At 52.2% G+C, this 23,252-nt stretch carries 25 protein-coding genes; 15 read left to right on the top strand and 10 right to left on the bottom strand.

Features of this window, described 5'->3' with window-relative positions; all coding sequences use genetic code 11:
* Window positions 1-142: 142 nt before the first annotated feature.
* Window positions 143-1,762: an FAD-NAD(P)-binding protein gene (locus E4Z61_RS02300; RefSeq protein WP_135321351.1), complete on the top strand. Its 1,620-nt coding sequence runs from the start codon at window positions 143-145 to the stop codon at window positions 1,760-1,762.
* 69 nt (window positions 1,763-1,831) lie between these two features.
* Here the strand turns inward: E4Z61_RS02300 and E4Z61_RS02295 are convergent, their stop codons facing one another.
* Window positions 1,832-2,266 carry a DoxX family protein gene (locus E4Z61_RS02295; protein ID WP_135321350.1) on the bottom strand — a complete coding sequence of 145 codons (435 nt, stop codon included), beginning with the start codon at window positions 2,264-2,266 and terminating at the stop codon, window positions 1,832-1,834.
* A 153-nt stretch (window positions 2,267-2,419) separates the two neighbouring features.
* Here E4Z61_RS02295 and poxB point away from each other — a divergent pair, with 153 nt between their 5' ends.
* The 4 genes from poxB to E4Z61_RS02275 all read left to right on the top strand — a co-directional run bounded on the left by poxB (window position 2,420) and on the right by E4Z61_RS02275 (window position 7,729).
* Complete coding sequence (gene poxB, locus E4Z61_RS02290) at window positions 2,420-4,138, top strand: ubiquinone-dependent pyruvate dehydrogenase (protein ID WP_135321349.1); 1,719 nt, start codon at window positions 2,420-2,422, stop codon at window positions 4,136-4,138.
* Window positions 4,139-4,174: 36 nt separating this feature from the next.
* Window positions 4,175-5,176 carry a low-specificity L-threonine aldolase gene (gene ltaE, locus E4Z61_RS02285; RefSeq protein ID WP_135321348.1) on the top strand — a complete coding sequence of 334 codons (1,002 nt, stop codon included), beginning with the start codon at window positions 4,175-4,177 and terminating at the stop codon, window positions 5,174-5,176.
* Between the two features lie 10 nt (window positions 5,177-5,186).
* Window positions 5,187-6,617, top strand: a complete 1,431-nt coding sequence (locus E4Z61_RS02280) for an SDR family oxidoreductase (RefSeq protein ID WP_135321347.1) — start codon at window positions 5,187-5,189, stop codon at window positions 6,615-6,617.
* A gap of 98 nt (window positions 6,618-6,715) precedes the next feature.
* Window positions 6,716-7,729, top strand: a complete 1,014-nt coding sequence (locus E4Z61_RS02275) for an NAD-dependent epimerase/dehydratase family protein (RefSeq protein ID WP_135321346.1) — start codon at window positions 6,716-6,718, stop codon at window positions 7,727-7,729.
* Here the strand turns inward: E4Z61_RS02275 and E4Z61_RS02270 are convergent.
* The 5 genes from E4Z61_RS02270 to cspG form a co-directional block, all read right to left on the bottom strand.
* Window positions 7,726-8,556: an N-acetylmuramoyl-L-alanine amidase gene (locus tag E4Z61_RS02270; RefSeq protein ID WP_135321345.1), complete on the bottom strand. Its 831-nt coding sequence runs from the start codon at window positions 8,554-8,556 to the stop codon at window positions 7,726-7,728. The genes E4Z61_RS02275 and E4Z61_RS02270 overlap by 4 nt on opposite strands.
* Window positions 8,553-8,876: a heavy metal-binding domain-containing protein gene (locus tag E4Z61_RS02265; protein WP_135321344.1), complete on the bottom strand. Its 324-nt coding sequence runs from the start codon at window positions 8,874-8,876 to the stop codon at window positions 8,553-8,555. Before E4Z61_RS02265 ends, E4Z61_RS02270 begins: the two co-directional genes overlap by 4 nt.
* A 463-nt stretch (window positions 8,877-9,339) precedes the next feature.
* Entirely contained in the window at window positions 9,340-9,513 is a 174-nt protein-coding gene (locus E4Z61_RS02260) for a GnsA/GnsB family addiction module toxin (protein ID WP_135321343.1), read from the bottom strand.
* Between the two features lie 214 nt (window positions 9,514-9,727).
* Entirely contained in the window at window positions 9,728-9,943 is a 216-nt protein-coding gene (gene ymcF / locus E4Z61_RS24005) for a cold shock small protein YmcF (protein ID WP_135321342.1), read from the bottom strand.
* A complete protein-coding gene (gene cspG / locus E4Z61_RS02250) occupies window positions 9,927-10,139 on the bottom strand; it encodes a cold shock protein CspG (RefSeq protein WP_046479624.1) in 213 nt (70 codons plus the stop codon). The genes ymcF and cspG overlap by 17 nt, the downstream gene beginning before the upstream one ends.
* Before the next feature lie 636 nt (window positions 10,140-10,775).
* Here cspG and E4Z61_RS02245 point away from each other — a divergent pair.
* The 7 genes from E4Z61_RS02245 to yegS all read left to right on the top strand — a co-directional run bounded on the left by E4Z61_RS02245 (window position 10,776) and on the right by yegS (window position 16,327).
* Complete coding sequence (locus E4Z61_RS02245) at window positions 10,776-11,291, top strand: lipoprotein (RefSeq protein ID WP_135321341.1); 516 nt, start codon at window positions 10,776-10,778, stop codon at window positions 11,289-11,291.
* A 227-nt stretch (window positions 11,292-11,518) separates the two neighbouring features.
* On the top strand, window positions 11,519-12,247 hold the full coding sequence (artP, locus tag E4Z61_RS02240) for an arginine ABC transporter ATP-binding protein ArtP (protein WP_135321340.1): 729 nt from the start codon (window positions 11,519-11,521) through the stop codon (window positions 12,245-12,247).
* Between the two features lie 16 nt (window positions 12,248-12,263).
* The gene (artI, locus tag E4Z61_RS02235; RefSeq protein ID WP_135321339.1) at window positions 12,264-12,995 is read left to right on the top strand and encodes an arginine ABC transporter substrate-binding protein ArtI; all 732 of its coding nucleotides are present in this window, start codon (window positions 12,264-12,266) and stop codon (window positions 12,993-12,995) included.
* A gap of 6 nt (window positions 12,996-13,001) precedes the next feature.
* Window positions 13,002-13,718 (top strand): arginine ABC transporter permease ArtQ, encoded by a 717-nt coding sequence (artQ, locus tag E4Z61_RS02230; protein WP_135321338.1) that lies wholly within the window; start codon window positions 13,002-13,004, stop codon window positions 13,716-13,718.
* Window positions 13,718-14,386: an arginine ABC transporter permease ArtM gene (artM, locus tag E4Z61_RS02225; protein ID WP_135321337.1), complete on the top strand. Its 669-nt coding sequence runs from the start codon at window positions 13,718-13,720 to the stop codon at window positions 14,384-14,386. Before artQ ends, artM begins: the two co-directional genes overlap by 1 nt.
* A 179-nt stretch (window positions 14,387-14,565) precedes the next feature.
* Window positions 14,566-15,297, top strand: a complete 732-nt coding sequence (gene artJ, locus E4Z61_RS02220) for an arginine ABC transporter substrate-binding protein ArtJ (RefSeq protein WP_135321336.1) — start codon at window positions 14,566-14,568, stop codon at window positions 15,295-15,297.
* Window positions 15,298-15,427: 130 nt separating this feature from the next.
* Window positions 15,428-16,327, top strand: a complete 900-nt coding sequence (yegS, locus tag E4Z61_RS02215) for a lipid kinase YegS (protein ID WP_135321335.1) — start codon at window positions 15,428-15,430, stop codon at window positions 16,325-16,327.
* Window positions 16,328-16,348: 21 nt separating this feature from the next.
* Here the strand turns inward: yegS and fbaB are convergent, their stop codons facing one another.
* Window positions 16,349-17,401, bottom strand: coding sequence for a class I fructose-bisphosphate aldolase (gene fbaB, locus E4Z61_RS02210; RefSeq protein ID WP_016153672.1), 1,053 nt, complete (start codon window positions 17,399-17,401; stop codon window positions 16,349-16,351).
* A gap of 252 nt (window positions 17,402-17,653) precedes the next feature.
* Here fbaB and E4Z61_RS02200 point away from each other — a divergent pair, with 252 nt between their 5' ends.
* Genes E4Z61_RS02200 through E4Z61_RS02190 form a run of 3 tightly spaced genes read left to right on the top strand, consistent with a single transcriptional unit; the run spans window position 17,654 to window position 20,894 of the window.
* Window positions 17,654-18,931 (top strand): nucleoside permease, encoded by a 1,278-nt coding sequence (locus E4Z61_RS02200; protein ID WP_135321333.1) that lies wholly within the window; start codon window positions 17,654-17,656, stop codon window positions 18,929-18,931.
* Window positions 18,928-19,932, top strand: coding sequence for an ADP-ribosylglycohydrolase family protein (locus E4Z61_RS02195; protein WP_135321332.1), 1,005 nt, complete (start codon window positions 18,928-18,930; stop codon window positions 19,930-19,932). Before E4Z61_RS02200 ends, E4Z61_RS02195 begins: the two co-directional genes overlap by 4 nt.
* Complete coding sequence (locus tag E4Z61_RS02190; protein ID WP_135321331.1) at window positions 19,929-20,894, top strand: PfkB family carbohydrate kinase; 966 nt, start codon at window positions 19,929-19,931, stop codon at window positions 20,892-20,894. Before E4Z61_RS02195 ends, E4Z61_RS02190 begins: the two co-directional genes overlap by 4 nt.
* On the opposite strand, the gene E4Z61_RS02185 is transcribed toward E4Z61_RS02190, so the two are convergent.
* Genes E4Z61_RS02185 through thiM form a run of 3 tightly spaced genes read right to left on the bottom strand, consistent with a single transcriptional unit; the run spans window position 20,868 to window position 23,252 of the window.
* Window positions 20,868-21,614: a GntR family transcriptional regulator gene (locus E4Z61_RS02185; RefSeq protein ID WP_135321330.1), complete on the bottom strand. Its 747-nt coding sequence runs from the start codon at window positions 21,612-21,614 to the stop codon at window positions 20,868-20,870. The genes E4Z61_RS02190 and E4Z61_RS02185 overlap by 27 nt on opposite strands.
* A 52-nt stretch (window positions 21,615-21,666) precedes the next feature.
* Complete coding sequence (thiD, locus tag E4Z61_RS02180; RefSeq protein ID WP_135321329.1) at window positions 21,667-22,467, bottom strand: bifunctional hydroxymethylpyrimidine kinase/phosphomethylpyrimidine kinase; 801 nt, start codon at window positions 22,465-22,467, stop codon at window positions 21,667-21,669.
* On the bottom strand, window positions 22,464-23,252 hold the full coding sequence (gene thiM / locus E4Z61_RS02175) for a hydroxyethylthiazole kinase (protein WP_135321328.1): 789 nt from the start codon (window positions 23,250-23,252) through the stop codon (window positions 22,464-22,466). Before thiM ends, thiD begins: the two co-directional genes overlap by 4 nt.

Genomic DNA, 23,252 nt, shown 5'->3' with positions numbered 1-23,252 from the left:
GGCTGCCTGGTTATACTGGGCGGCCTTTTTTTTGCTTCACCGAAATAAACTCTCCCCCCAGCGATTTATCGACCACACTTATTCTTCGTCAACTTATCAAAAATCCGGACCACAACATCGAGCGTGCAAAATAAGGATCCTCATGAAAAAAGTGGCCATCGTCGGCATCGGCCCCACTGGAATCTATACGTTTCATGCCCTAGTTGAACGAGGCGAACCGCTGGCAGTAAAGCTCTACGAGCGAGCTAAAGAAGCGGGCGTAGGTATGCCTTACAACAGCAACAATAATACAGACCATATGCTTGCGAATATTGCCAGCATTGAGATCCCACCGATTTATATAACCTACCTGACGTGGCTACAGAACCAAAGCGATGACTATCTGACGCAATTTGGTATTGAACGCACGTCTTTGCATGAACGGCAATTTTTACCCCGCGTGATCCTCGGCGACTATTATCGTGATCGCTTCTTAGCCATTGTTGGTAAGGCTCGAGGATCTGGCTTCGAGGTCTCCGTTCATGAATCAAGTGAAGTCACCGATCTTCGAGCGGATCCGAATGGTGTCACGTTGTGGATCAACCACGCGACGCAGCCCGTAGAGGTGGATTTCACCGTTATCGCCACGGGTCATCTGTGGCCTGAAAACAACGACTCACCACGGGAGTTTTTCCCAAGCCCGTGGACCGGTCTGATGGACGCACAGATTAACGCCTGTAGAGTGGGCATACTGGGAACCTCATTAAGCGCAATCGACGCAGCGGTTGCAGTGGCCAGCCAGCATGGTACCTTCACCACCCATACTGACAACACCCTCTATTTTACGCGCAAACCTGATAGCCAAAACCTAAAATTGACCCTAATGTCGCGCACCGGTGTGCTGCCGGAGGCTGATTTTTATTGTCCTCTTCCTTATGAACCTCTAAATATCACCACCGAACAGGCGATCGAACACATCATTGCACAAGGTCAACAAGGATTATTGGATCGTCTCTTCCGGCTTATCGTAAAACAACTGCAAAACGCGGCACCGCAGTGGAGCCAGCAAGTCGCACTTGAGACGCTGACGGCAGATACGTTTTCCGACATCTACTTTGCAGACAGGATACAGCACGATCCATTTGATTGGGCGGAGCGCAACCTGCTGGAAGTCGAACGCAATAAGCGCAAACAACACACCGTCGCGTGGCGCTATACCCTACTGCGACTACACGAGGTTATCGAACAGGTCGTGTCCCATCTTGACGATTCTGACAAAGAACGCTTTAAGCGTGGGCTAGGGCGCGTATTTATCGATAACTACGCGGCGATCCCTTCGGAATCCATTCGTCGGTTACTGGCGCTGCGCGACGTTGGGCTGATCGAAATCCTGGCGCTGGGCTCAGATTACCAACGCAAAAATGAACAGGATAAAACGATTATCTACCACGACAGTCAACGCCGTGAATTTGATGTATTTATTGATGCCAGAGGGCAGAAGGCATTGAAAAGCAAAGATATCCCCTTCCCCAGCTTGCGTCATCAGCTCCTCGCCTGTGGCGATGAGATCCCGGATATTGGCGAAGATTACACGCTACGTGCGCCAAAAGATGCCTGCGGTCGTATCGCCTTTGGCGGGCTGCCGTGGTTAATGCACGACCGTCCTTTTATTCAGGGATTAGTGGTCAGCGCTGAAATCGGCGCGGCCATGGCAAACGCGTTGACGCAAGGCAAGGTGGCTCGTCGGCGGAAACTGTGGGGCAATAACGATATTGACGAGTAACCTTCTTTTATTGGGAGGCGAGCAAAAATATTACGCGCTCTCGCCTCCGTATGATAGCCCGATGGCAAACTACCGCCAGGCCGAATGACCGCCCAACGCATATTTCCCCGCGCCTAAAAACGCCACAGCCAGTGCGCCGATAAAGAAATACACCAGGCTTTCAATCGCCCATGCACCGGTTTTATCCAGCGCCCAGGTTTCTCCCATCCCGACCATCAGCCACGCGACAACCATCGTAAATGCCAGCCCTAACGCGGCCGGGCGCGTCAGAATACCGAGAATAATCAGGCATGGCGCCAGCACCTCTCCGAGCAAAACGCCGTAAGCGATAAAACCTGGAAAACCTTTCGCTATCAGCATGCCGCTGATGCCGTCAATCCCGGCGAACAGTTTATGCAGGCCATGAAACAGCATCAGCCCCCCAACAGCAAGGCGTAACAAAAACTTGCCAAAATCCTCATGCGCCAATACGCGATTCACTGCATTTAATAGATTCGTAACCATATGAATTTATTCCTTGTTTTACCATAACCACTGTCAAGCTACGCGTTATCTTAGTGAAATGTAAGCTGCCGAAAATAAGGGGGGAATGAGAAGCATAACTATTATCTTCATCTAAACTTGTAACCGGTATCACATTAAAGGAGATGGAAAACCATGAAACAAACGGTTGCCGCTTTTATTGCTAAAACCCTTGAACAAGCTGGCGTGAAACGTATTTGGGGCGTAACGGGAGACTCACTGAATGGTCTCAGTGATAGTCTGAATCGTATGGGAACGATTGACTGGATGCCAACCCGTCATGAAGAGGTTGCTGCCTTCGCCGCAGGCGCTGAAGCGCAGTTGACGGGCGAACTGGCTGTTTGTGCCGGCTCATGCGGACCAGGAAACCTGCACCTGATCAACGGCCTGTTTGATTGTCACCGCAACCACGTCCCGGTGCTGGCGATTGCCGCACACATCCCCTCCAGTGAAATTGGCAGCGGCTATTTTCAGGAGACCCACCCGCAAGAGTTGTTCCGCGAATGTAGCCACTATTGCGAGCTGGTTTCCAGCCCTGAACAGATCCCGCAGGTGCTGGCAATTGCCATGCGTAAAGCGATACTAAATCGGGGTGTTTCCGTAGTGGTATTGCCGGGCGACGTTGCGCTGAAAGCTGCACCGGAAAGCGCCAGTACGCACTGGTATCATGCGCCGCTCCCGGTGGTCACCCCGGAAGAAGAAGAACTGAGAAAACTGGCGCAACTGTTGCGCTACTCCAGCAATATCGCCCTGATGTGTGGCAGCGGCTGCGCCGGTGCGCATAAAGAGCTGGTTGAGTTTGCGGCTAAAATCAAAGCACCGATTGTGCACGCTCTGCGTGGCAAAGAACATGTTGAGTACGACAACCCGTACGACGTGGGCATGACCGGGCTGATTGGCTTTTCATCCGGATTCCATACCATGATGAATGCCGACACACTGGTTTTACTCGGCACCCAATTCCCCTATCGCCCGTTCTACCCCACCGACGCCAAGATTATTCAGATTGATATCAACCCCGCGAGCATTGGTGCGCACAGTAAAGTTGATATGGCGCTGGTAGGCGATATTAAATCCACACTCCGCGCCCTGCTGCCGCTGGTGGAAGAAAAAACTGACCGGACGTTTCTCGACAAAGCGCTGGGACACTACCGTGATGCACGCAAAGGGCTGGATGATTTAGCCAAACCCAGCGATAAAGCCATTCACCCGCAGTATCTGGCACAGCAGATCAGTCATTTCGCCGCCGACGACGCGATCTTTACCTGCGATGTCGGCACGCCGACTGTGTGGGCCGCACGCTATCTGAAAATGAACGGCAAACGCCGCCTGCTCGGATCGTTTAACCATGGGTCGATGGCCAATGCTATGCCGCAGGCGCTCGGCGCACAAGCGACCGAACCGGGACGCCAGGTCGTCGCCATGTGCGGTGACGGTGGCTTCAGTATGCTGATGGGCGATTTTCTGTCGGTTGTGCAAATGAAGCTGCCGGTAAAAATCATCGTATTCAATAACAGCGTGCTGGGCTTTGTGGCGATGGAGATGAAGGCCGGAGGGTATCTGACCGACGGGACAGAACTACACGACACCAACTTCGCGCGGATTGCCGAAGCCTGTGGCATTACGGGCATTCGCGTAGAGAAATCCTCAGAGGTTGATGAAGCGCTACAAAGGGCTATGTCGATTGATGGTCCGGTACTGGTCGACGTGGTGGTAGCGAAAGAAGAGCTTGCCATTCCACCGCAAATTAAACTCGAGCAGGCGAAGGGTTTCAGCCTGTATATGCTGCGTGCCATCATCAGCGGACGCGGGGATGAGGTGATCGAACTGGCGAAAACTAACTGGCTAAGGTAAAACAGAGGGCATTACCTCACTTACCAAGGAATGCCCGTGATTGATTTACGCAGTGATACTGTCACCCGACCAAGTCGCGCCATGCTCGAAGAAATGATGGCCGCCCCGGTCGGGGACGATGTGTACGGCGACGACCCTACCGTCAACACCCTTCAGCAGTATGCCGCTGAGCTTTCTGGCAAAGAAGCGGCTATTTTCTTACCTACCGGCACCCAGGCGAATCTGGTGGCACTGCTCAGCCATTGTCAGCGCGGCGAAGAGTACATCGCAGGTCAGGGGGCACATAACTATTTGTACGAAGCCGGTGGCGCAGCGGTGCTCGGCAGCATTCAGCCGCAGCCTATCGATGCCGCGCCGGATGGTTCTCTGCCGCTGGACAAAGTGGCTGCAAAAATCAAAGCCGACGATATCCACTTTGCCCGTACCCGCCTGCTCAGTCTGGAAAATACCCATAACGGTAAAGTGCTGCCGCGCGAGTATCTGAAAGAGGCCTGGGAATTCACCCGTGAGCGTAATCTGGCCCTGCACGTCGACGGCGCACGTATTTTTAACGCCATCGTCGCCTATGGCTGTGAGTTAAAAGATGTCACGCAATACTGCGACTCGTTCACCATTTGTCTCTCCAAAGGGCTGGGGACGCCGGTCGGCTCACTGTTGGTCGGTAGCCATGATTACATCAAACGCGCCATTCGTTGGCGTAAAATGACCGGCGGTGGAATGCGTCAGGCTGGTATTCTGGCGGCAGCCGGGCTGTATGCGTTAAAAAATAACGTGGCGCGTTTACAGGAGGACCACGACAACGCCGCCTGGATGGCGGAGCAACTGCGTGAAGCGGGTGCTGACGTTATGCGTCACGACACCAATATGCTGTTTGTCCGAGTGGGTGAAGAACACGCCGCCGCGCTGGGCGAGTACATGAAGTCTAAAGACGTCCTGATTAACGCCTCGCCGATTGTGCGTCTGGTGATGCATCTGGACGTCTCGCGTGAACAACTTGCTGAAGTCGCCGCCCACTGGCGCGCATTCTTAAATCGCTAAGGAGACAAGCGTGCCGCAACGGATTTTGGTACTTGGTGCCAGTGGTTACATTGGACAACATCTGGTACAGGCGCTCAGCCAGCGAGGGCATCAGGTCCTGGCTGCGGCACGTCGCATTGAACGACTAGATAAACAGCAACTGCCTGGTGTCTGTTGCTATAAGGTCGATTTAAACTGGCCAGATAACCTGACGCCACTGCTGACGGGTGTTGATACGGTCTATTATCTGGTGCACGGGATGGGCGAAGGGGGTGATTTTATCGCCCACGAACGTCAGGTGGCGCTGAATGTCCGCGATGCGCTACGCAATACGCCAGTCAAACAGCTGATTTTCCTGAGCTCATTGCAAGCCCCCAAACATGAACAGTCCGATCACCTGCGCGCACGTCAGATAACGGCAGACACGCTGCGTGAATCTGGCGTACCGGTCACGGAGTTACGGGCGGGCATTATCGTCGGGGCTGGCTCTGCGGCCTTTGAGGTGATGCGTGATATGGTCTACAACCTGCCAGTGTTGACCCCACCGCGCTGGGTGCGTTCGCGCACCACGCCTATCGCGCTGGAGAACTTGCTGCATTATTTAGTTGCTCTGCTGGAACATCCGGCAAGCAGCCATCGCGTACTCGAAGCGGCAGGCCCGCAGGTATTAAGCTACCAGGAACAGTTCGAACATTTTATGGCGGTCAGCGGCAAGCATCGCCTGCTCATCCCAATCCCTTTTCCGACCCGCTGGATTTCAGTGTGGTTTTTAAATGTGATCACCTCGGTTCCCCCCACCACCGCAAAAGCGCTGATACAGGGCCTGAAACACGACCTGCTGGCCGATGACACTGAACTGAAGGCATTGATACCCCAAAAGCTCATCGCCTTTGACGATGCGGTACGCAGCACGCTCAAGGAAGAAGAAAAATTGGTCGACTCAAGCGAATGGGGTTACGACGCGCAGGCATTTGCCCGCTGGCGACCGGAATATGGCTATTTCGCCAAACAGGCCGGATTCAGCGTCGATACCTCCGCCAGCCTGAAGTCTTTATGGCAGGTAGTGAATCGTCTCGGCGGCAAAGAAGGCTATTTCTTTGGCAATATTCTGTGGAAAACGCGCGCAGCAATGGACCTGCTGGTAGGGCATAAGCTGGCAAAAGGTCGGCCAGAGCGCCCGATTTTACAGGTCGGCGATACGGTGGATAGCTGGAAGGTCATTATCGTCGAGCCGGAAAAGCAGCTGACGCTGTTATTTGGCATGAAGGCTCCTGGACTCGGTCGTCTGAGTTTTACCCTGGAAGATAAAGGCGATCACCGACGCATAGACGTGCGCGCCTGGTGGCACCCGCACGGCATGCCCGGCCTGTTCTACTGGCTACTGATGATCCCAGCGCACCTGTTTATTTTCAGAGGGATGGCAAAGCGTATCGCCAAACTTGCAGAACAAATCACAGACTAAAGACAAAAAGAGACTGTATTCTTTCATGTTTCCCATTGCATACAGGCGTATTTCACGGAAGAATGCGCGTGAAGTTCTATTAAACACAGCGGATTGATATGAAGGTACTGGTTACCGGAGCCACCAGCGGCTTAGGCCGAAATGCGGTTGAGTTTTTACGCAAGAAAGGCATCAGCGTCAGAGCCACCGGTCGCAATGAAGCGATGGGTAAGCTGCTGGAGAAAATGGGTGCAGAATTTGTGCATGCGGATTTGACCGAGCTGGTCTCTTCGCAGGCGAAAGTAATGCTCGCAGGCATCGACACGCTGTGGCACTGTTCCAGTTTTACTTCGCCGTGGGGAACTCAGGAAGCCTTTGACCTGGCGAACGTCCGGGCCACCCGCCGTCTGGGTGAATGGGCGGTTGCCTGGGGCGTGCGTAACTTTATTCATATCTCCTCCCCGTCGCTCTATTTTGATTATCACCATCATCGCGATATCAAAGAGGATTTTCGTCCACACCGCTTCGCCAACGAATTCGCCCGCAGTAAGGCAGCCGGCGAAGACGTGGTTGCGCTGTTAGCCCAGGCTAACCCGCAGACCCGGTTTACGGTTCTACGCCCGCAAAGTTTGTTCGGCCCGCACGATAAGGTTTTCATTCCCCGCCTGGCGCACATGATGTACCACTACGGCAGCGTCCTGCTCCCACACGGCGGGAGTGCGATGGTAGATATGACCTATTATGAAAATGCGATTCACGCGATGTGGCTGGCAAGTCAGGAAGCCTGTGACAATCTGCCGTCAGGCCGCGTGTATAACATCACTAACGGCGAACATCGCACCCTACGCAGCATCGTGCAGAAGCTAATTGACGAGCTCAATATTGATTGCCGCATCCGCTCTGTTCCCTATCCGATGCTCGACATGATTGCCCGCAGTATGGAGCGTCTGGGTAATAAATCGGCGAAAGAGCCCAAACTCACGCACTACGGCGTGTCGAAGCTCAATTTTGACTTTACGCTGGATACCACCCGTGCCCAAGAAGAGCTGGGCTATCAGCCGATAGTGACGCTGGATGAAGGGATTGAGCGTACCGCGGCCTGGCTGCGCGACCACGGTAAGCTACCGCGTTAATCCTGCCCGTATTTCTCCAGTAACGCTTCGGCAATTGCTTGAGTTTCTGCATCCGCCACGCCGTTCCACAACGCCGGGCGGAAGTGCATCTGGAACGCCATAATCACCCGCTGCTGTTCGCGCGGCGTCATTTCCGGCTTCACTTCGTAGCCATAGCGCGACAGCAGATCAAGCAACGCTGCGGTATCTACCTGCGTATGGGGCGCGCGCGCACCGAGATAAAACGCAACGCGTTGCGCATCTGGCCAGGCACCAATGCCCTGTGCCGCCAGTTCACGCCAGGGAAACAGCGGGCCGGGATCATCTTTGCGCTGCGGCGCAACATCCGCGTGAGCCACCACGTTTTGCGCCTTGATGTCGTAGCGAGCAATAATATCCTTCGCCAATGGGATCAACGCTTGGATCTGCGTCGGTTCAAATGGCGCAAAATATTTAACGCCCGCCGATTTCTGCCAGCCACGGTTTTCCAGCTCAATGCCAATCGAAGTATCGTTAATACGGGTGGCACCGCGCCAGAAGCTAATCCCCGCATGCCAGGCCAAATCTTTTTCCGGGACCAGTTGCCAGATACGCGGTTTTCCGTGGTAGCGCGGCGGCACAGCTGGGATCAGATAGTGCGAACTGACGTTTTTATCGGTCAACGTTGCCAGAGAAGAGTCAAAATCATCGGCCGTGTAGTGAATAACCAGCACTTTAATGCGTGGATAGGCCGCCTGAGCCTGACGGCGGGTATCCAACTGATACCCGTCTTTATCAACAATACCTTTCTCACCCGCACATCCTGCCAATAACAGCGTAAACGCCAGCAGACATAACAAACGTTTCATCGGCGAGTTTTCACCGCAGTACCGCTGACGCTCACCATCAGCATGCTACTGTCTTTGCCCACGGTTTCGTAATCAATATCGATACCAACGACCGCATCCGCTCCCAGCGCTTTCGCCTGTTCACCGAGCTCCTGGAAAGCAATCTCACGCGCTTTGCGCAGCTCTTTTTCATACGCGCCGGAGCGACCGCCGACAATGTCGCGAATACCGGCAAAAAAATCGCGGAAAATATTGGCGCCTAAAATCGCCTCACCGGTTACCACACCGCAGTATTCCACGATGTTCTGCCCTTCCAGCGTAGGGGTGGTCGAAAACTGCATGGTTCATCTCCTGATTGCACTAAGATTGCTGTCTTAAAAGTATTATCGAACCGATACGCTAGCATTGAAAGGTTCTGATTGTATAATTTTCAAAATGACCGAAGTATGTACAGAAGCATATTATTTTTCAGCATGTTGCATAACGTTCAGATGAGTACTCTTTGAATTCCATCAACGCCTTGCTGAACTCGTTTTTTGATGTTCGGGGGAATTAATTTGAAGGCATCAAGCCAAACAGCTATCTAGCTTCATTACTCATGAAGCGTCTTGAAATCACGATTATTGGTTAGCCATTCCATTTATGGCAATAGAAACAGACTTCTCAAACACACATTGAATGCAAAAAAAATCTACCTACAACAGTACAGCCATCTTTCCAAATATGATCACAGAAACAAAAAAGCATCACCTCTACTGTAACTGTATGGTGATGCTTTAACTCATATTGGATTGCGTTTGAAAATTAGATCAATTTAATTTTAATATCATAACTTTCAAGCCCAGTCATTTTCTCACGAGCGATAAACTGAATATCGGAAACTTCTTTCCCTGTCTTTTTTTTGAGCTCAAGTATTTTCTTTGTGATAAATTCAGATATATCAGCTTCTGTTTTAGTTTTTAACTTTTCGACGTCCACTTTTCACCTCTTCTGGTCTGTAACGGCATCAACGCGCCAGTAGATAGAATTATCTGTATAACCTTTGATATATATAAACCATACAATAGAAAGATTCAATAACCCAGGCATGACTGGTCACTAGTCACACAAAGCATGCTTACACATTACACAAAAGAAGGCCGAGTCACCAGTTCAATCGTTAAAAAAGGCCCCTTACAGGAGCCTTAAAGAATTATTTTCTGAAATCCAGTGGCGTTTGGCCAGAGCGAATGTACATTGCAATATTATCAAATGTAATCATTTTAGATTTGCAAAAAATACATTTCGCGCCAAAAGGATTTCCGTCAGTAACATCGAAGCTCGATGTTCTGTACTGCGAACCATGGCAACATGGGCAACGAAAGTGAATATTGTTATTAATGATAGTTACCTTAGAGCGCCACAACATTAACAGCAGATGGGCCTTTAGGTCCCTGCTCTACACTAAATTCGACTTCCTGATTTTCATTCAGCGTTTTAAAGTCGTTACTTTGGATAGCAGAGAAATGTACAAACACATCTTTACTACCATCTTTCGGGGTGATGAATCCAAAACCTTTCTCAGGATTGAACCACTTAACTAAACCAGTCATTTTATTAGACATATATTTTATTCCTTAACTTGAGCCTTCCGGCATATTTTTTGGTTTTATTACAGAATCGACTTAGTGCTTAGCGGAGAGACTCAAAGAAGGGATAATTGGATAAACCTGAAAATGAGAACTGCTTGAGTAAACTACTTTGTAAATCGTCTGTTCTTGAAACCGACTTAGCTATTAACGCATGGACATAGAGATTAATCAACTTTTATTTTAGCCATCCGGATACCCTGACAGCCATTATATATGAATAGCGTCATTTTTAGTCCGCTAACCGCTCCCGCTGAACAAGTAGAGGAAGTCTGCATTGAAAGCCGTCAGGTGGCAATCCCGAAAAGGTTATCCCTCGCGGCACACTTGTGCCTACAGCCACCGTCTGTTCCACCCCACTTATCATCTCAAATGGGGCATGCAAATACTTAGATGGTCTATACACTATATGGAGCATCGTTGGCGACAACACCGCGTCGCGGTTTGATATACTTAACCGAGGTTAGCAGTAAGAACCCATAGACGTCCTGAAAGGTGAAGTCTGCAAATTTATGTCAGATAAACAATGTGTTAATCGATTATACAATCATTGAAAGGATATAATTGTTCATCGTAGAACACTAATAGTAGAAAGCTTATAAGGAAATCATTATGCGCTACTCGAAACTCTCTCTGCTGGTCCCATGTGCACTTCTTCTCAGCGCCTGTACCACCGTCACCCCGGCCTATAAAGACAACGGCACGCGTAGCGGCGCCTGCGTGGAAGGCGGGCCGGACAGCGTGGCTCAACAGTTCTATGATTACCGCATTCAACATCGTAACAACGACATCACCGCCCTGCGTCCGTACTTAAGCGACAATCTGGCAAAATTGCTGACCGATGCCAGCCGTGATAACGCTCACCGCGAGCTGTTTAACAGCGATCCCTTCTCCAGCCGCGCCACGTTACCGGATAGCGCCAGCGTAGCCAGCGCATCAACGATTCCAAATAGTGATGCACGCAATATTCCGCTGCGCGTGGAGTTGAAACAGGGTACTCAGACCTGGCGTGATGAAGTGCTGATGATCCATGAAGGTCAATGTTGGGTCGTGGACGATGTCCGTTACCTGGGAGGCAGCGTGCACGCGCCAGCCGGGACGCTGCGCCAGTCTGTCGAAAATCGTTAACCCCATTTATTCAATCAGTTACGTTATAACCCCCATAAATTGTCTGGCATTCTGCATAGAATGCCGACAATTATCCTTGTCCACTGGTGACCTCGCTATTTTGTGCTATGTTTAGATAAGAATGCGGTTTGCATTTAACTTTTAACGCATAAATATTGCATAACTATTCTGTCAAAGGTAGTATCTGCGGCTTCAATAGCTATCAGACTGCCAGTATACGAGTGTCAATGAGTATTCAATTAAACGGCATTAACTGCTTCTACGGCGCACATCAGGCGCTGTTCGATATCACGCTGGATTGCCCTCAGGGCGAAACACTGGTGTTACTTGGCCCTAGTGGGGCCGGGAAAAGCTCGCTACTGCGCGTACTCAACCTGCTTGAGATGCCGCGTTCGGGCACGCTCTCTATTGCCGGTAACCGTTTCGACTTCACGAAAACACCTTCCGATAAGGCCATTCGTGAGCTGCGTCAAAACGTGGGCATGGTCTTTCAGCAATACAATCTTTGGCCGCATCTTACGGTGCAACAGAACCTGATCGAAGCCCCCTGCCGCGTGCTGGGTCTGACAAAAAATCAGGCGCTGACGCGCGCCGAGAAGCTGCTGGAACGTCTGCGTCTGAAGCCCTACAGCGATCGCTACCCACTGCATCTCTCTGGTGGTCAACAACAGCGCGTAGCCATTGCCCGCGCGTTGATGATGGAACCGCAAGTGCTGCTGTTTGATGAACCGACCGCCGCGCTTGACCCAGAAATTACCGCGCAAATCGTCAGCATCATCCGTGAGCTGGCAGAAACCAACATTACTCAGGTGATCGTCACCCACGAAGTGGAAGTGGCTCGTAAAACGGCCAGTCGTGTGGTGTATATGGAAAACGGTCATATCGTCGAGTTTGGGGATGCGAGCTGCTTTGCCAACCCGCAAACCGAAGCGTTTAAAAACTATCTTTCTCACTAAGATTCGGGACAGTACAATGAAAAAAGTTCTGATTGCCGCGCTAATCGCAGGTTTTAGCCTTTCCGCTACCGCAGCCCAAACCGTTCGTTTCGCAACCGAAGCGTCTTATCCTCCGTTTGAATCCATCGATGCCAATAACAACATCGTGGGTTTTGACGTTGATCTGGCGAATGCGCTGTGTAAAGAGATCGACGCCACCTGTACGTTCACCAACCAGGCCTTCGACAGTCTGATCCCCAGCCTGAAATTCCGTCGTTTCGACGCGGTGATGGCCGGTATGGACATCACGCCGGAACGTGAAAAGCAGGTGCTGTTCACCACGCCTTACTACGACAACTCCGCGCTGTTTGTGGGTCAAAAAGGTAAATACACCAGCATTGACCAGCTGAAAGGCAAGAAAGTCGGCGTACAAAACGGTACCACGCACCAGAAATTCATCATGGATAAACATCCGGAAGTCACCACCGTCCCGTATGACAGCTACCAGAATGCCAAGCTCGACCTGCAGAATGGCCGTATTGATGGCGTCTTTGGTGATACCGCAGTGGTGACTGAATGGCTGAAAGACAATCCAAAACTGGACGCAGTTGGCGACAAAGTGACGGATAAAGATTACTTCGGTACCGGTCTAGGCATCGCAGTGCGCCAGGGCAATACCGAGCTGCAGCAGAAATTTAACGCTGCGCTGGAAAAAGTGAAGAAAGATGGGACGTACGAAACCATCTATAACAAATGGTTCCAGAAGTAATATTAGATGAATGAATTTTTTCCTTTAGCAAGCGCCGCCGGGATGACCGTCGGCCTTGCCGTTTGTGCGCTGATCATTGGCCTGGCACTCGCCATGTTTTTTGCCGTCTGGGAGTCTGCAAAATGGCGTCTGGTGGCATGGACAGGCTCGGCTCTGGTCACACTCCTGCGCGGACTACCAGAAATTCTGGTAGTTCTGTTTATCTATTTCGGTTCCTCACAGCTGCTGCTGACGCTGGCGGACGGGTTTACGGTAAATCTTGGGTTTGTGCAGATCCCAGTACAGATGCAGATCGAAAACTTCGACGTCAGCCCGTTCCTGTGCGGGGTTATCGCGCTGTCATTGCTCTATGCCGCCTATGCATCGCAAACGCTGCGCGGCGCGCTGAAAGCCGTTCCGCTCGGGCAATGGGAATCGGGTCAGGCGCTGGGTTTGTCCAAAACCGCGATCTTCTTTCGCCTGGTAATGCCGCAAATGTGGCGCCATGCTCTGCCAGGGCTGGGCAACCAGTGGCTGGTTCTCCTGAAAGATACCGCGCTGGTAAGCCTTATCAGCGTCAACGATCTGATGCTGCAAACTAAAAGCATTGCTACGCGTACCCAGGAACCGTTTACCTGGTACATCGTGGCAGCGGCTATTTACCTGGTGATTACGCTGGTGAGTCAGTACATTCTCAAACGCATTGACCTGCGCGCGACACGTTTTGAGCGGAGGCCGGGCTGATGCTTGAGTATTTACCTGAATTGATGAAAGGGCTGCATACCAGTCTGACGCTGACGGTCGCCTCCATCGTAGTTGCGCTGATCATGGCGCTGATTTTCACCGTCATCCTGACGCTGAAAACGCCGGTGCTGGTGTGGGTGGTGCGCGCCTATATCACACTATTTACCGGTACGCCGCTGCTGGTGCAAATCTTCCTGATCTACTATGGGCCAGGGCAGTTTCCGGCGTTGCAGGAGTATCCAGTACTCTGGCATTTGCTGTCCGAACCGTGGCTGTGCGCCTTGATTGCACTGTCGCTAAACAGTGCCGCGTATACCACGCAGCTGTTCTACGGTGCTATCCGCGCGATCCCGGAAGGTCAGTGGCAATCCTGTGGTGCGCTGGGGATGAGCAAAAAAGACACACTGGCCATTTTGCTGCCGTACGCCTTTAAACGTGCCCTCTCCTCGTATTCCAATGAAGTGGTGCTGGTGTTTAAAAGTACCTCTCTCGCCTACACCATCACGCTGATGGAAGTCATGGGTTACAGCCAACTGTTGTATGGTCGTACCTATGACGTTATGGTCTTCGGCGCGGCGGGCGTGATTTATCTGATTGTTAACGGGCTGCTGACGTTGATGATGCGCTTAATCGAGCGTAAAGCGCTGGCGTTTGAACATCGGAATTAAGTCAGTAGTTGCATAAATTAGATTATTAAAGGCGGGCATGTCTCTGGGCTGTCCGCCTTTTTTTATTTAACTAAAAATAATTAATCGTTTTTATTGCATATAAATTCATTAACTGGCATTGTTAATCCACGCCGCAGACACGGTAAATAATCATAAGATTGACAGACGGGAGTTCTACCATGAAAAAGTTAGTCCTGGCCGCATTACTGGCTACTTTCGCCGCTGGCGCCTCAGCTGCTGATAAAATTAATTTCGGTGTATCAGCAACTTACCCGCCATTTGAATCGCTTGACGCCAGCAATAAAATTGTCGGTTTTGACATCGACCTGGCAACGGCGCTGTGCAAACAAATGCAGGCTGACTGTACTTTTACTAATCACGCTTTCGACAGCCTGATCCCCGCGCTGAAATTCAAAAAATATGATGCGGTGATTTCCGGAATGGACATCACGCCTGAGCGTAGCAAACAGGTGGCATTTACTCAGCCTTACTATGCCAACTCCGCGCTGGTGATTGCGAAAAAAGACACCTATAAAACTTTTGCCGATCTGAAAGGTAAACGCATTGGGATGGAAAACGGCACCACGCACCAGAAATACCTGCAAGACAAACATCCTGAAGTAAAAACCGTGGCCTACGACAGCTATCAGAATGCGATTATCGACCTGAAAAATGGCCGTATTGATGGCGTATTTGGCGATACCGCCGTCGTTAACGAGTGGCTGAAAACCAACCCGCAATTAGGCGTGGCAACGGACAAAGTCACCGATCCGCAATACTTCGGCACCGGTCTTGGCATTGCCGTTCGCCCGGATAACAAAGCTCTGTTGGAAAAACTGAATAGCGCGCTGGCTGCCATCAAAACTGACGGCACGTACCAAAAAATCAGCGACCAGTGGTTCCCGCAGTAATCCCTGCCCTGTCTGAAAAGCCGCTAATCGCGGCTTTTTTACGTTTAGCGCCCGTGCTTTCAGTCAGTTCTTACGCCACAAACGCATTCCTGGCATACACTTGTTAAAACGATAAAAGTGAGGCCATAGGATGATAGCATTCCCTGCCAGCTTACTGATCCTCAATGGAAAAAGTGCTGATAATCTTCCCCTGCGCGAGGCGATTGCTCTGCTGCGCGATGAGGGTGTGGAAATCCACGTGCGCGTCACCTGGGAAAAAGGTGATGCCCGCCGCTACGTTGACGAAGCCCGCCAGTTGGGCGTTGCAACGGTCATTGCCGGCGGCGGCGACGGCACCATCAACGAAGTCTCGACGGCACTGATCCAATCGCAGGGCGGCAATATTCCTGCGCTTGGGATTTTACCGTTGGGAACGGCGAATGACTTTGCCACCAGCGTTGGTATACCCGACGACATTGATAAGGCGTTAAAGCTGGCTATCGCCGCAAATGCGACAGAGATCGATATGGTGCAGGTCAACGATAAAACCTGTTTTATCAACATGGCGACCGGCGGCTTCGGCACACGCATCACTACCGAGACGCCAGAAAAACTCAAGGCCGCGTTAGGTGGCGTATCGTACTTTATTCACGGTTTAATGCGCATGGATACTCTCAAGCCCGACATCTGCGACATTCGCGGGGAAGATTTTCACTGGCAGGGTAAAGCACTGGTGATCGGCATCGGTAATGGTCGTCAGGCCGGAGGTGGGCAACAGCTTTGCCCGACGGCGCTGATCAACGACGGTCTGCTGCAACTACGTATATTTACCGGCGAAGAGCTGCTGCCAGGGCTGCTTTCGGCATTAACACAATCCGAAGGCAACCCTAACATCATTGAAGGCGCATCATCGTGGTTTGATATCCGCGCACCGCACGAAATTACCTTTAATCTCGATGGTGAACCGCTCAGCGGACAAGAGTTTCATATTGAAATCCTGCCCGCGGCGCTACGTTGCAGACTGCCGCCGGGTTGTCCGCTACTGCGCTAACACGGCGTCCACTAACTGGAATCAGGCAATGGTGACTTTGCTGTCCAGATAAACATCCTGCACGGCGTTAATCAGCTTAACGCCGTCGGCCATGGTTTTCTTGAATGCTTTGCGTCCAAGAATCAGCCCCATGCCGCCCGCACGTTTATTTATGACCGCCGTACGTACTGCATCGCTAAGATCGGTTTCGCCGCCAGCCGCCCCGCCAGAGTTAATTAACCCGGCGCGCCCCATATAGCAGTTCGCCAGTTGATAACGTACCAGGTCAATTGGGTTGTCGCTGGTCAGCTTGCTGTAAACGCGATCGTCGGTGTAGCCAAAATTAACCGCTTTATACCCACCGTTATTTTCCGCCATTTTCTGCTTAACGATATCCGCTCCGATAGTGGCCGCCAGATGGTTAGCTTGCCCGGTAAGATCGGCGGAAACATGGTAATCCACGCCATCTTTTTTAAACGCGGAGTTACGCAGATACGCCCACAGCACGGTGACCATACCCAATTCATGGGCTCGCTCGAACGCGGCAGAAATCTCTTCAATCTGGCGACGGGATTCCTCTGAACCGAAATAGATGGTTGCCCCTACCGCAACTGCGCCCATATTGAACGCCTGTTCTACACTGGCATACAACGTCTGGTCAAATGTATTGGGGTAGCTCAGCGTTTCATTGTGGTTAATCTTCACAAGGAACGGAATGCGGTGTGCGTAACGGCGGGAGACAGAAGCCAGCACACCATAGGTCGATGCCACGCAGTTACACCCTGCTTCGATAGCCAGTTCCACGATATTCTTCGGGTCAAAGTACAGCGGGTTAGCAGCAAACGATGCCCCAGCGGAGTGCTCCACGCCCTGATCCACCGGTAGAATCGACAGATAACCTGTCCCGGCCAGTCGGCCCGTGTTATACAGCGTCTGCATATTACGCAGCACGGCTGGCGGACGGTTGTTATCCACCATCACGCGATCGACGTAATCATGTCCAGGCAGGTAAAGTTGGTCAGAAGGAATGGTCATACAACGATGCTGTAAAAGGTTGTCGGCATCTTTGCCAAGCAACTGCGCAATATCAGTCATAGCTATGCTCCCGTAATTTCCGATTTGAAACCGGAATGTGGATTGTCCTGACCCGCTTTGTTGCGGGCAGCATTAAGCCTGGTACCGACTGCGTTTTTTTTCCATCTTTAGCGCACTTTTCAGCAACTTCTGCTGGCTCGATTCAGGAAGAAATAATGTTAAGGCGGTCAAATTTAGACCGCAAAGGTATTTTAAAGGTATTATCAAATGGTACTATCAGCGCGTACCTTACCTGTCATGAAGGATTTAAAGATGAAAACTACAGTTAAGCTGTCGTTCATGATGTTTGTAGAGTGGTTTATCTGGGGCGCCTGGTTTGTACCGCTGTGGCTGTGGCTGAGTAAAAGTGGCTTTAGCGCCGGGGAGATCGGCTGGTCCTATGCCTGTACCGCAATAGCCGCAATCCTGTCGCCCATCCTGGTCGGTTCTGTCACTGACCGTTTTTTCTCCGCGCAAAAAGTCCTGGCCGTGTTGATGTTCGTCGGCGCTATTTTGATGTACTTCGCTGCCCAGCAAACCACTTTCAGCGGATTCTTTCCGCTGTTACTGGCCTATTCGTTGACTTATATGCCGACGATTGCGCTAACCAACAGTATCGCGTTTGCCAACGTGGGGGACGTTGAACGTGATTTCCCGCGCATCCGTGTGATGGGCACTATTGGCTGGATTGCTTCGGGTTTAGCCTGCGGTTTCTTACCGCAAATGCTTGGCTATAGCGACATCTCACCCACCAATATTCCTCTACTTATCACTGCCGGAAGCTCTGCGTTATTAGGCGTCTTTGCCTTCTTTTTGCCAGATACACCGCCGAAAAGTACCGGCAAAATGGATTTAAAAGTCATGCTGGGTCTGGATGCACTGATCCTGCTGCGGGATAAGAACTTCCTCGTCTTTTTCTTTTGCTCTTTCCTGTTTGCGATGCCGCTGGCGTTCTATTACATCTTCGCCAACGGTTACCTGACAGAAGTTGGGATGAAAAACGCCACCGGTTGGATGACGCTGGGCCAATTCTCCGAAATCTTCTTTATGCTGGCGTTGCCGTTTTTCACCAAACGTTTTGGCATTAAAAAGGTATTACTGCTTGGTCTTATTACTGCGGCTATCCGCTACGGATTTTTCGTTTACGGCGGCGCGGAAGAATATTTCACTTACGCTCTGCTGTTTCTCGGCATTCTGCTGCACGGCGTCAGTTACGACTTCTACTACGTCACGGCCTACATCTATGTCGATAAAAAAGCGCCTGTACACATGCGCACCGCAGCACAAGGGCTTATCACCCTCTGCTGTCAGGGATTCGGCAGCCTGCTCGGTTACCGTCTGGGCGGGGTGATGATGGAAAAAATGTTTGCCTATAAGGAACCAGTTAATGGTCTTACCTTTAACTGGGCTGGTATGTGGGGATTTGGCGCGGTCATGATCGCCGTCATTGCCGTGATGTTTATGATTTTCTTTCGCGAATCAGATAGAGAAATCACCGCCATTAAGGTGGACGATCGCGATGTAGCGTTGAAACAAGGGGAAGTAAAATGAAAGCAGAACGTATTCTCGGTGCTCTTTATGGGCAGGCGTTAGGGGATGCGATGGGTATGCCGTCGGAACTGTGGCCAAGAACCCGAGTTAAAGCCCATTTCGGCTGGATCGACCGTTTTTTGCCCGGCCCAGCGGAAAATAATGCCGCCTGCTATTTTAACCAGGCAGAGTTCACTGACGACACGTCCATGGCGCTGTGTCTGGCTGATGCCCTGCTTGAGTGCGACGGTGAGATTGTACCAGACGTTATTGGTCGCAATATTCTGGCCTGGGCCGAACGTTTTGATGCCTTTAATAAAAACGTGCTCGGCCCGACCTCAAAAATTGCGCTAAAAGCCATTCGCGACGGCAAACCTGTCGCCGAACTGGAGAACAACGGAGTTACCAACGGAGCGGCAATGCGCGTTTCTCCGCTGGGATGCCTGTTGCCCGCTCGCGATGTTGATGCCTTCATCGATGATGTGGCGCTGGCATCCAGCCCAACGCATAAATCGGATCTGGCTATCGCTGGTGCAGTAGTGGTCGCATGGGCGGTATCACGCGCCATTGATGGCAAAAAATGGTCAGAGATTGTGGACGCGCTGCCTGCCATTGCCCTGCATGCGCAGCAAAAACGGATCACCACCTTTAGCGCCTCTCTCTCTGCACGCCTTGAACTGGCGCTGAAAATCGTCCGTAATGCCGACGGCATTGAGTCTGCCTGTGAGCAGTTGTATCAGGTGGTGGGAGCCGGAACCAGTACCATTGAATCCGTGCCTTGCGCCATCGCCATGGTCGAACTGGCGCAGACCGATCCCAACCGCTGCGCTATTCTGTGCGCGAACCTGGGGGGCGATACCGATACCATCGGGGCGATGGCAACCGCCATTTGCGGCGCGCTACACGGAGTAAGTGCGATTAACCCGGTATTGAAACATGAGCTCGATACGGTAAATCAGTTGGACTTTATCCGCTACGCCAGTGGATTAATGCGACTGCGCGAGCAGCGGGAGGCGCTATGAGCACCATGCGTCTGCCACAACTTCTCCCGCAACTACGCACACAGCGGCCAGTTACGGTGGTAGGTGCGGCGGTAATTGATGTCATTGCCGATGCGTATGCCCTTCCCTGGCGCGGCTGTGACATTGAACTCAAACAGCAAGGCGTGAACGTTGGCGGCTGCGCGCTCAATATTGCCGTCGCGCTTAAGCGTTTAGGTATCGACGCCAGTAATGCATTGCCGTTAGGTCAGGGAGTATGGGCCGATATTATCCGTAACCGGATGGCAAAAGAGGGATTACACAGTCTGATTGACAATGCCGAAGGCGATAATGGCTGGTGTCTGGCGTTAGTCGAACCGGATGGCGAACGCACCTTTATGTCCTTCAGCGGTGTCGAAAATCAGTGGAACGCCGACTGGTTGGCTCAGTTGAAGATCCCGCGCCACAGTCTGGTTTATCTTTCAGGCTATCAATTGGCTTCACCGTGTGGCGAGTTGCTGGTGCAGTGGCTGGAAGGCCTTGAGGAGGCCACGCCGTTTATCGATTTTGGTCCGCGCATCGGCGATATCCCTGATGCTCTAATGGCGCGAATTATGGCCTGTCATCCGTTTGTGTCACTGAATCGCCAGGAGGCAGAGATTGCCGCTGAACGATTCGGGCTAAGCGCCGACGTCGAATGTTTTGGTGTCGAGTGGGTGAAGCGCTTTACCACACCGGTGGTGATTCGCCATGACAAAGACGGCGCGTGGTATTTCAGCGAACAAACATCCGGTTGCGTGCCCGCATTTCCAACGACCGTTGTTGACACCATTGGCGCAGGTGACAGTCACGCCGGAGGCATGCTGGCCGGGTTGGCATCAGGTTGGTCATTGGCTGATGCCGTGCTGCTTGGCAATGCGGTGGGATCTTGGGTGGTTGGGCATCGTGGCGGTGATTGCGCCCCAACTCGGGACGCGTTACTCCTCGCACACAAAGACGTATAGATCGCTTCGACAATAGCTGATGCTGTATTCAATGGGCCGGTGCTGCTGATCAAGTGCAACCTGCTTGATCACCAGTACCGGTACTTTGCTGTCCATCTTAATATGTGACTGGAATTCCGCATCCGGCATGCGGGCGCTGACGCGAGAGCGCGTGCGCTGCGGGAAAATATGCTGGCTGCGAAAATAGTCATACAGTGAAACGCCAATGGCATCCACGTCATGGATTAGATGGGCTGGAACCCATGACTCTTCAATAGAAACCGCGTCTTCATCTACGTAGCGAATGCGCTTTAGCAGGAAGACGTCATTCCCCACGGCAATCGCCAACTGCTGAGCCACCTCTTCCGGGCATGCCACCACGCGCTTATTGACCCACAACGTATCCGGCTTTTTACCGCGTAACACCACCTGCTGCGAAAAACCACGCGCTTCTTTTAGCGAATACTCGAAGATGTTGTTGATCTGCGTCCCGTAACCGCGGGCGCGCGTCACTACGCCTTCTTCTTCCAGCGCCTGCATTGCCTTACGTACCGTAATTCGTGAAACGCCGGTCAACTGGCTGAGATCGCGCTCGCCGGGCAGGATATTTCCATGCTCCAGAATCCCGCTGCGCACGGCGTTTTTCACCGTTTGCGCAAATTTCATATACAGCGGCGTGTTATCTGCGGCTGAAATGCGTTCATTCAGTTGCGCGATAAGCTGGGTATGCGCTTGTTCCATTTATCTTTTTCCTGGACGCCGAATCTTCAGTCAGTATACGCATTTATGTTCGTCACCACCACGCGTGGAAATGATGAACCGGACCAATCCCCTCGCCCACTTCCAGGGTATCTGCCTGTGCCAACGCCGCCGACAGCCACATTTTGGCTTCCTGCACCGTATCGGCCCAGTTGGCATGACGTGGACGCAGCGCCGCCAGTGCCGCCGACAGCGTACAGCCGGTGCCGTGTGTATTTTTGGTCATCACTCTTGGCGCGGTAAAGCGCTGCTCGCCATCGCGAGTAAACAGCCAGTCAGGACTTTGCGCGTCATCCAGATGACCGCCCTTCATCAGCACCGCCTCGCAGCCCAGCACCCGTAATGCACGCCCTTGTGCCAGCATTTCTTGTTCCGTGCGGGCATGCGTTGTTTCAAGCAATGCCGCGGCCTCCGGCAGGTTCGGCGTGATGATCGACACCTGCGGCAACAGGCGGGTACGCAGCGTTTCGACCGCAGAAGATGACAGCAGCGGATCGCCACTTTTCGCCAGCATCACCGTGTCGAGCACCACGTTTTGCACCTGATGACGGCGTAAACGCTCAGCGACCGCCTCCACAATATCCGTTTCTGCCAGCATACCGATTTTAGTGGTATCGATGCGCACATCGCTGAAAACGGAGTCCAGTTGCGCAGCCACAAAATCAGGTTCAATCCGATAAACCGACTGCACACCACGCGTATTTTGCGCCACTAGTGCCGTGATGACCGAGCAACCGTAAGCCCCGAGCGCCGAGAACGTTTTCAAATCAGCCTGAATACCTGCGCCACCGCTGGGATCGGTTCCTGCAATCGTTAATGCGTTAATCCGTTTCATGCCTGCTCCTGTGCGTTCAGGTTGTATAAAGCATCAAGGAATGCCGGAATAAAGCTTCCCGGTCCTGTTGATTGTTCAGTGGCCAATTTTCCGGCCTGTTTCATCCAGCTACAGGCGGAAGCAACATTATCCAGTCGGTCACCCTGCAACGCGCAACTGGCTGCCACCACTGCCGACAAAGCGCACCCGGTGCCGACCACCCGCGTCATCAGCGGATCACCGCCAGTCACGCTCACAGTGCGCTGGCCATCGGTAACGTAATCCACTTCCCCGGTCACTACCACGATAGTGGCGACCCGACGCGCCAGCGTCTGCGCAGCAGGCAGAGCGGCAGCAGCAGAGTCAGTGGTATCCACACCACGACCACCCGCGATCATCCCTGCCAGAGCGAGTATTTCAGAAGCGTTACCGCGAATAGCGGCGGGCTGAAACGAGAGTAAATCAAGGCAAAAATGACGACGAAACTCCAGTGCGCCAACGGCAACGGGATCGAGCGTCCAGGGAGTATTAGCCCGCAGCGCCTGTTCAACCGCTGCGCGCATGGCAATGGAGCGTCTATCGGTCAGGGTACCCACGTTAATCAGCAGCGCATCGGCAATAGCCGCAAACTGGCTGGCTTCTTCAGGCTCAATCACCATGGCAGGCGACGCGCCCAACGCCAGAAGCGTATTGGCCGTAAAGCTCTGCACGACCTCATTGGTCATGCAATGCGTGAGGGGGGAAAGCGTTCTAAATTGGTGCAAGGTGTGGGCCGCAAGTGCGCGGCTGTACAGGTCAGGCTGCAT

Source organism: Citrobacter tructae, from assembly GCF_004684345.1.
GTDB lineage: Bacteria > Pseudomonadota > Gammaproteobacteria > Enterobacterales > Enterobacteriaceae > Citrobacter > Citrobacter tructae.
Note: the sequence above shows the minus strand (reverse complement) of the source record. Positions and strands in the feature narration are given on the sequence as shown.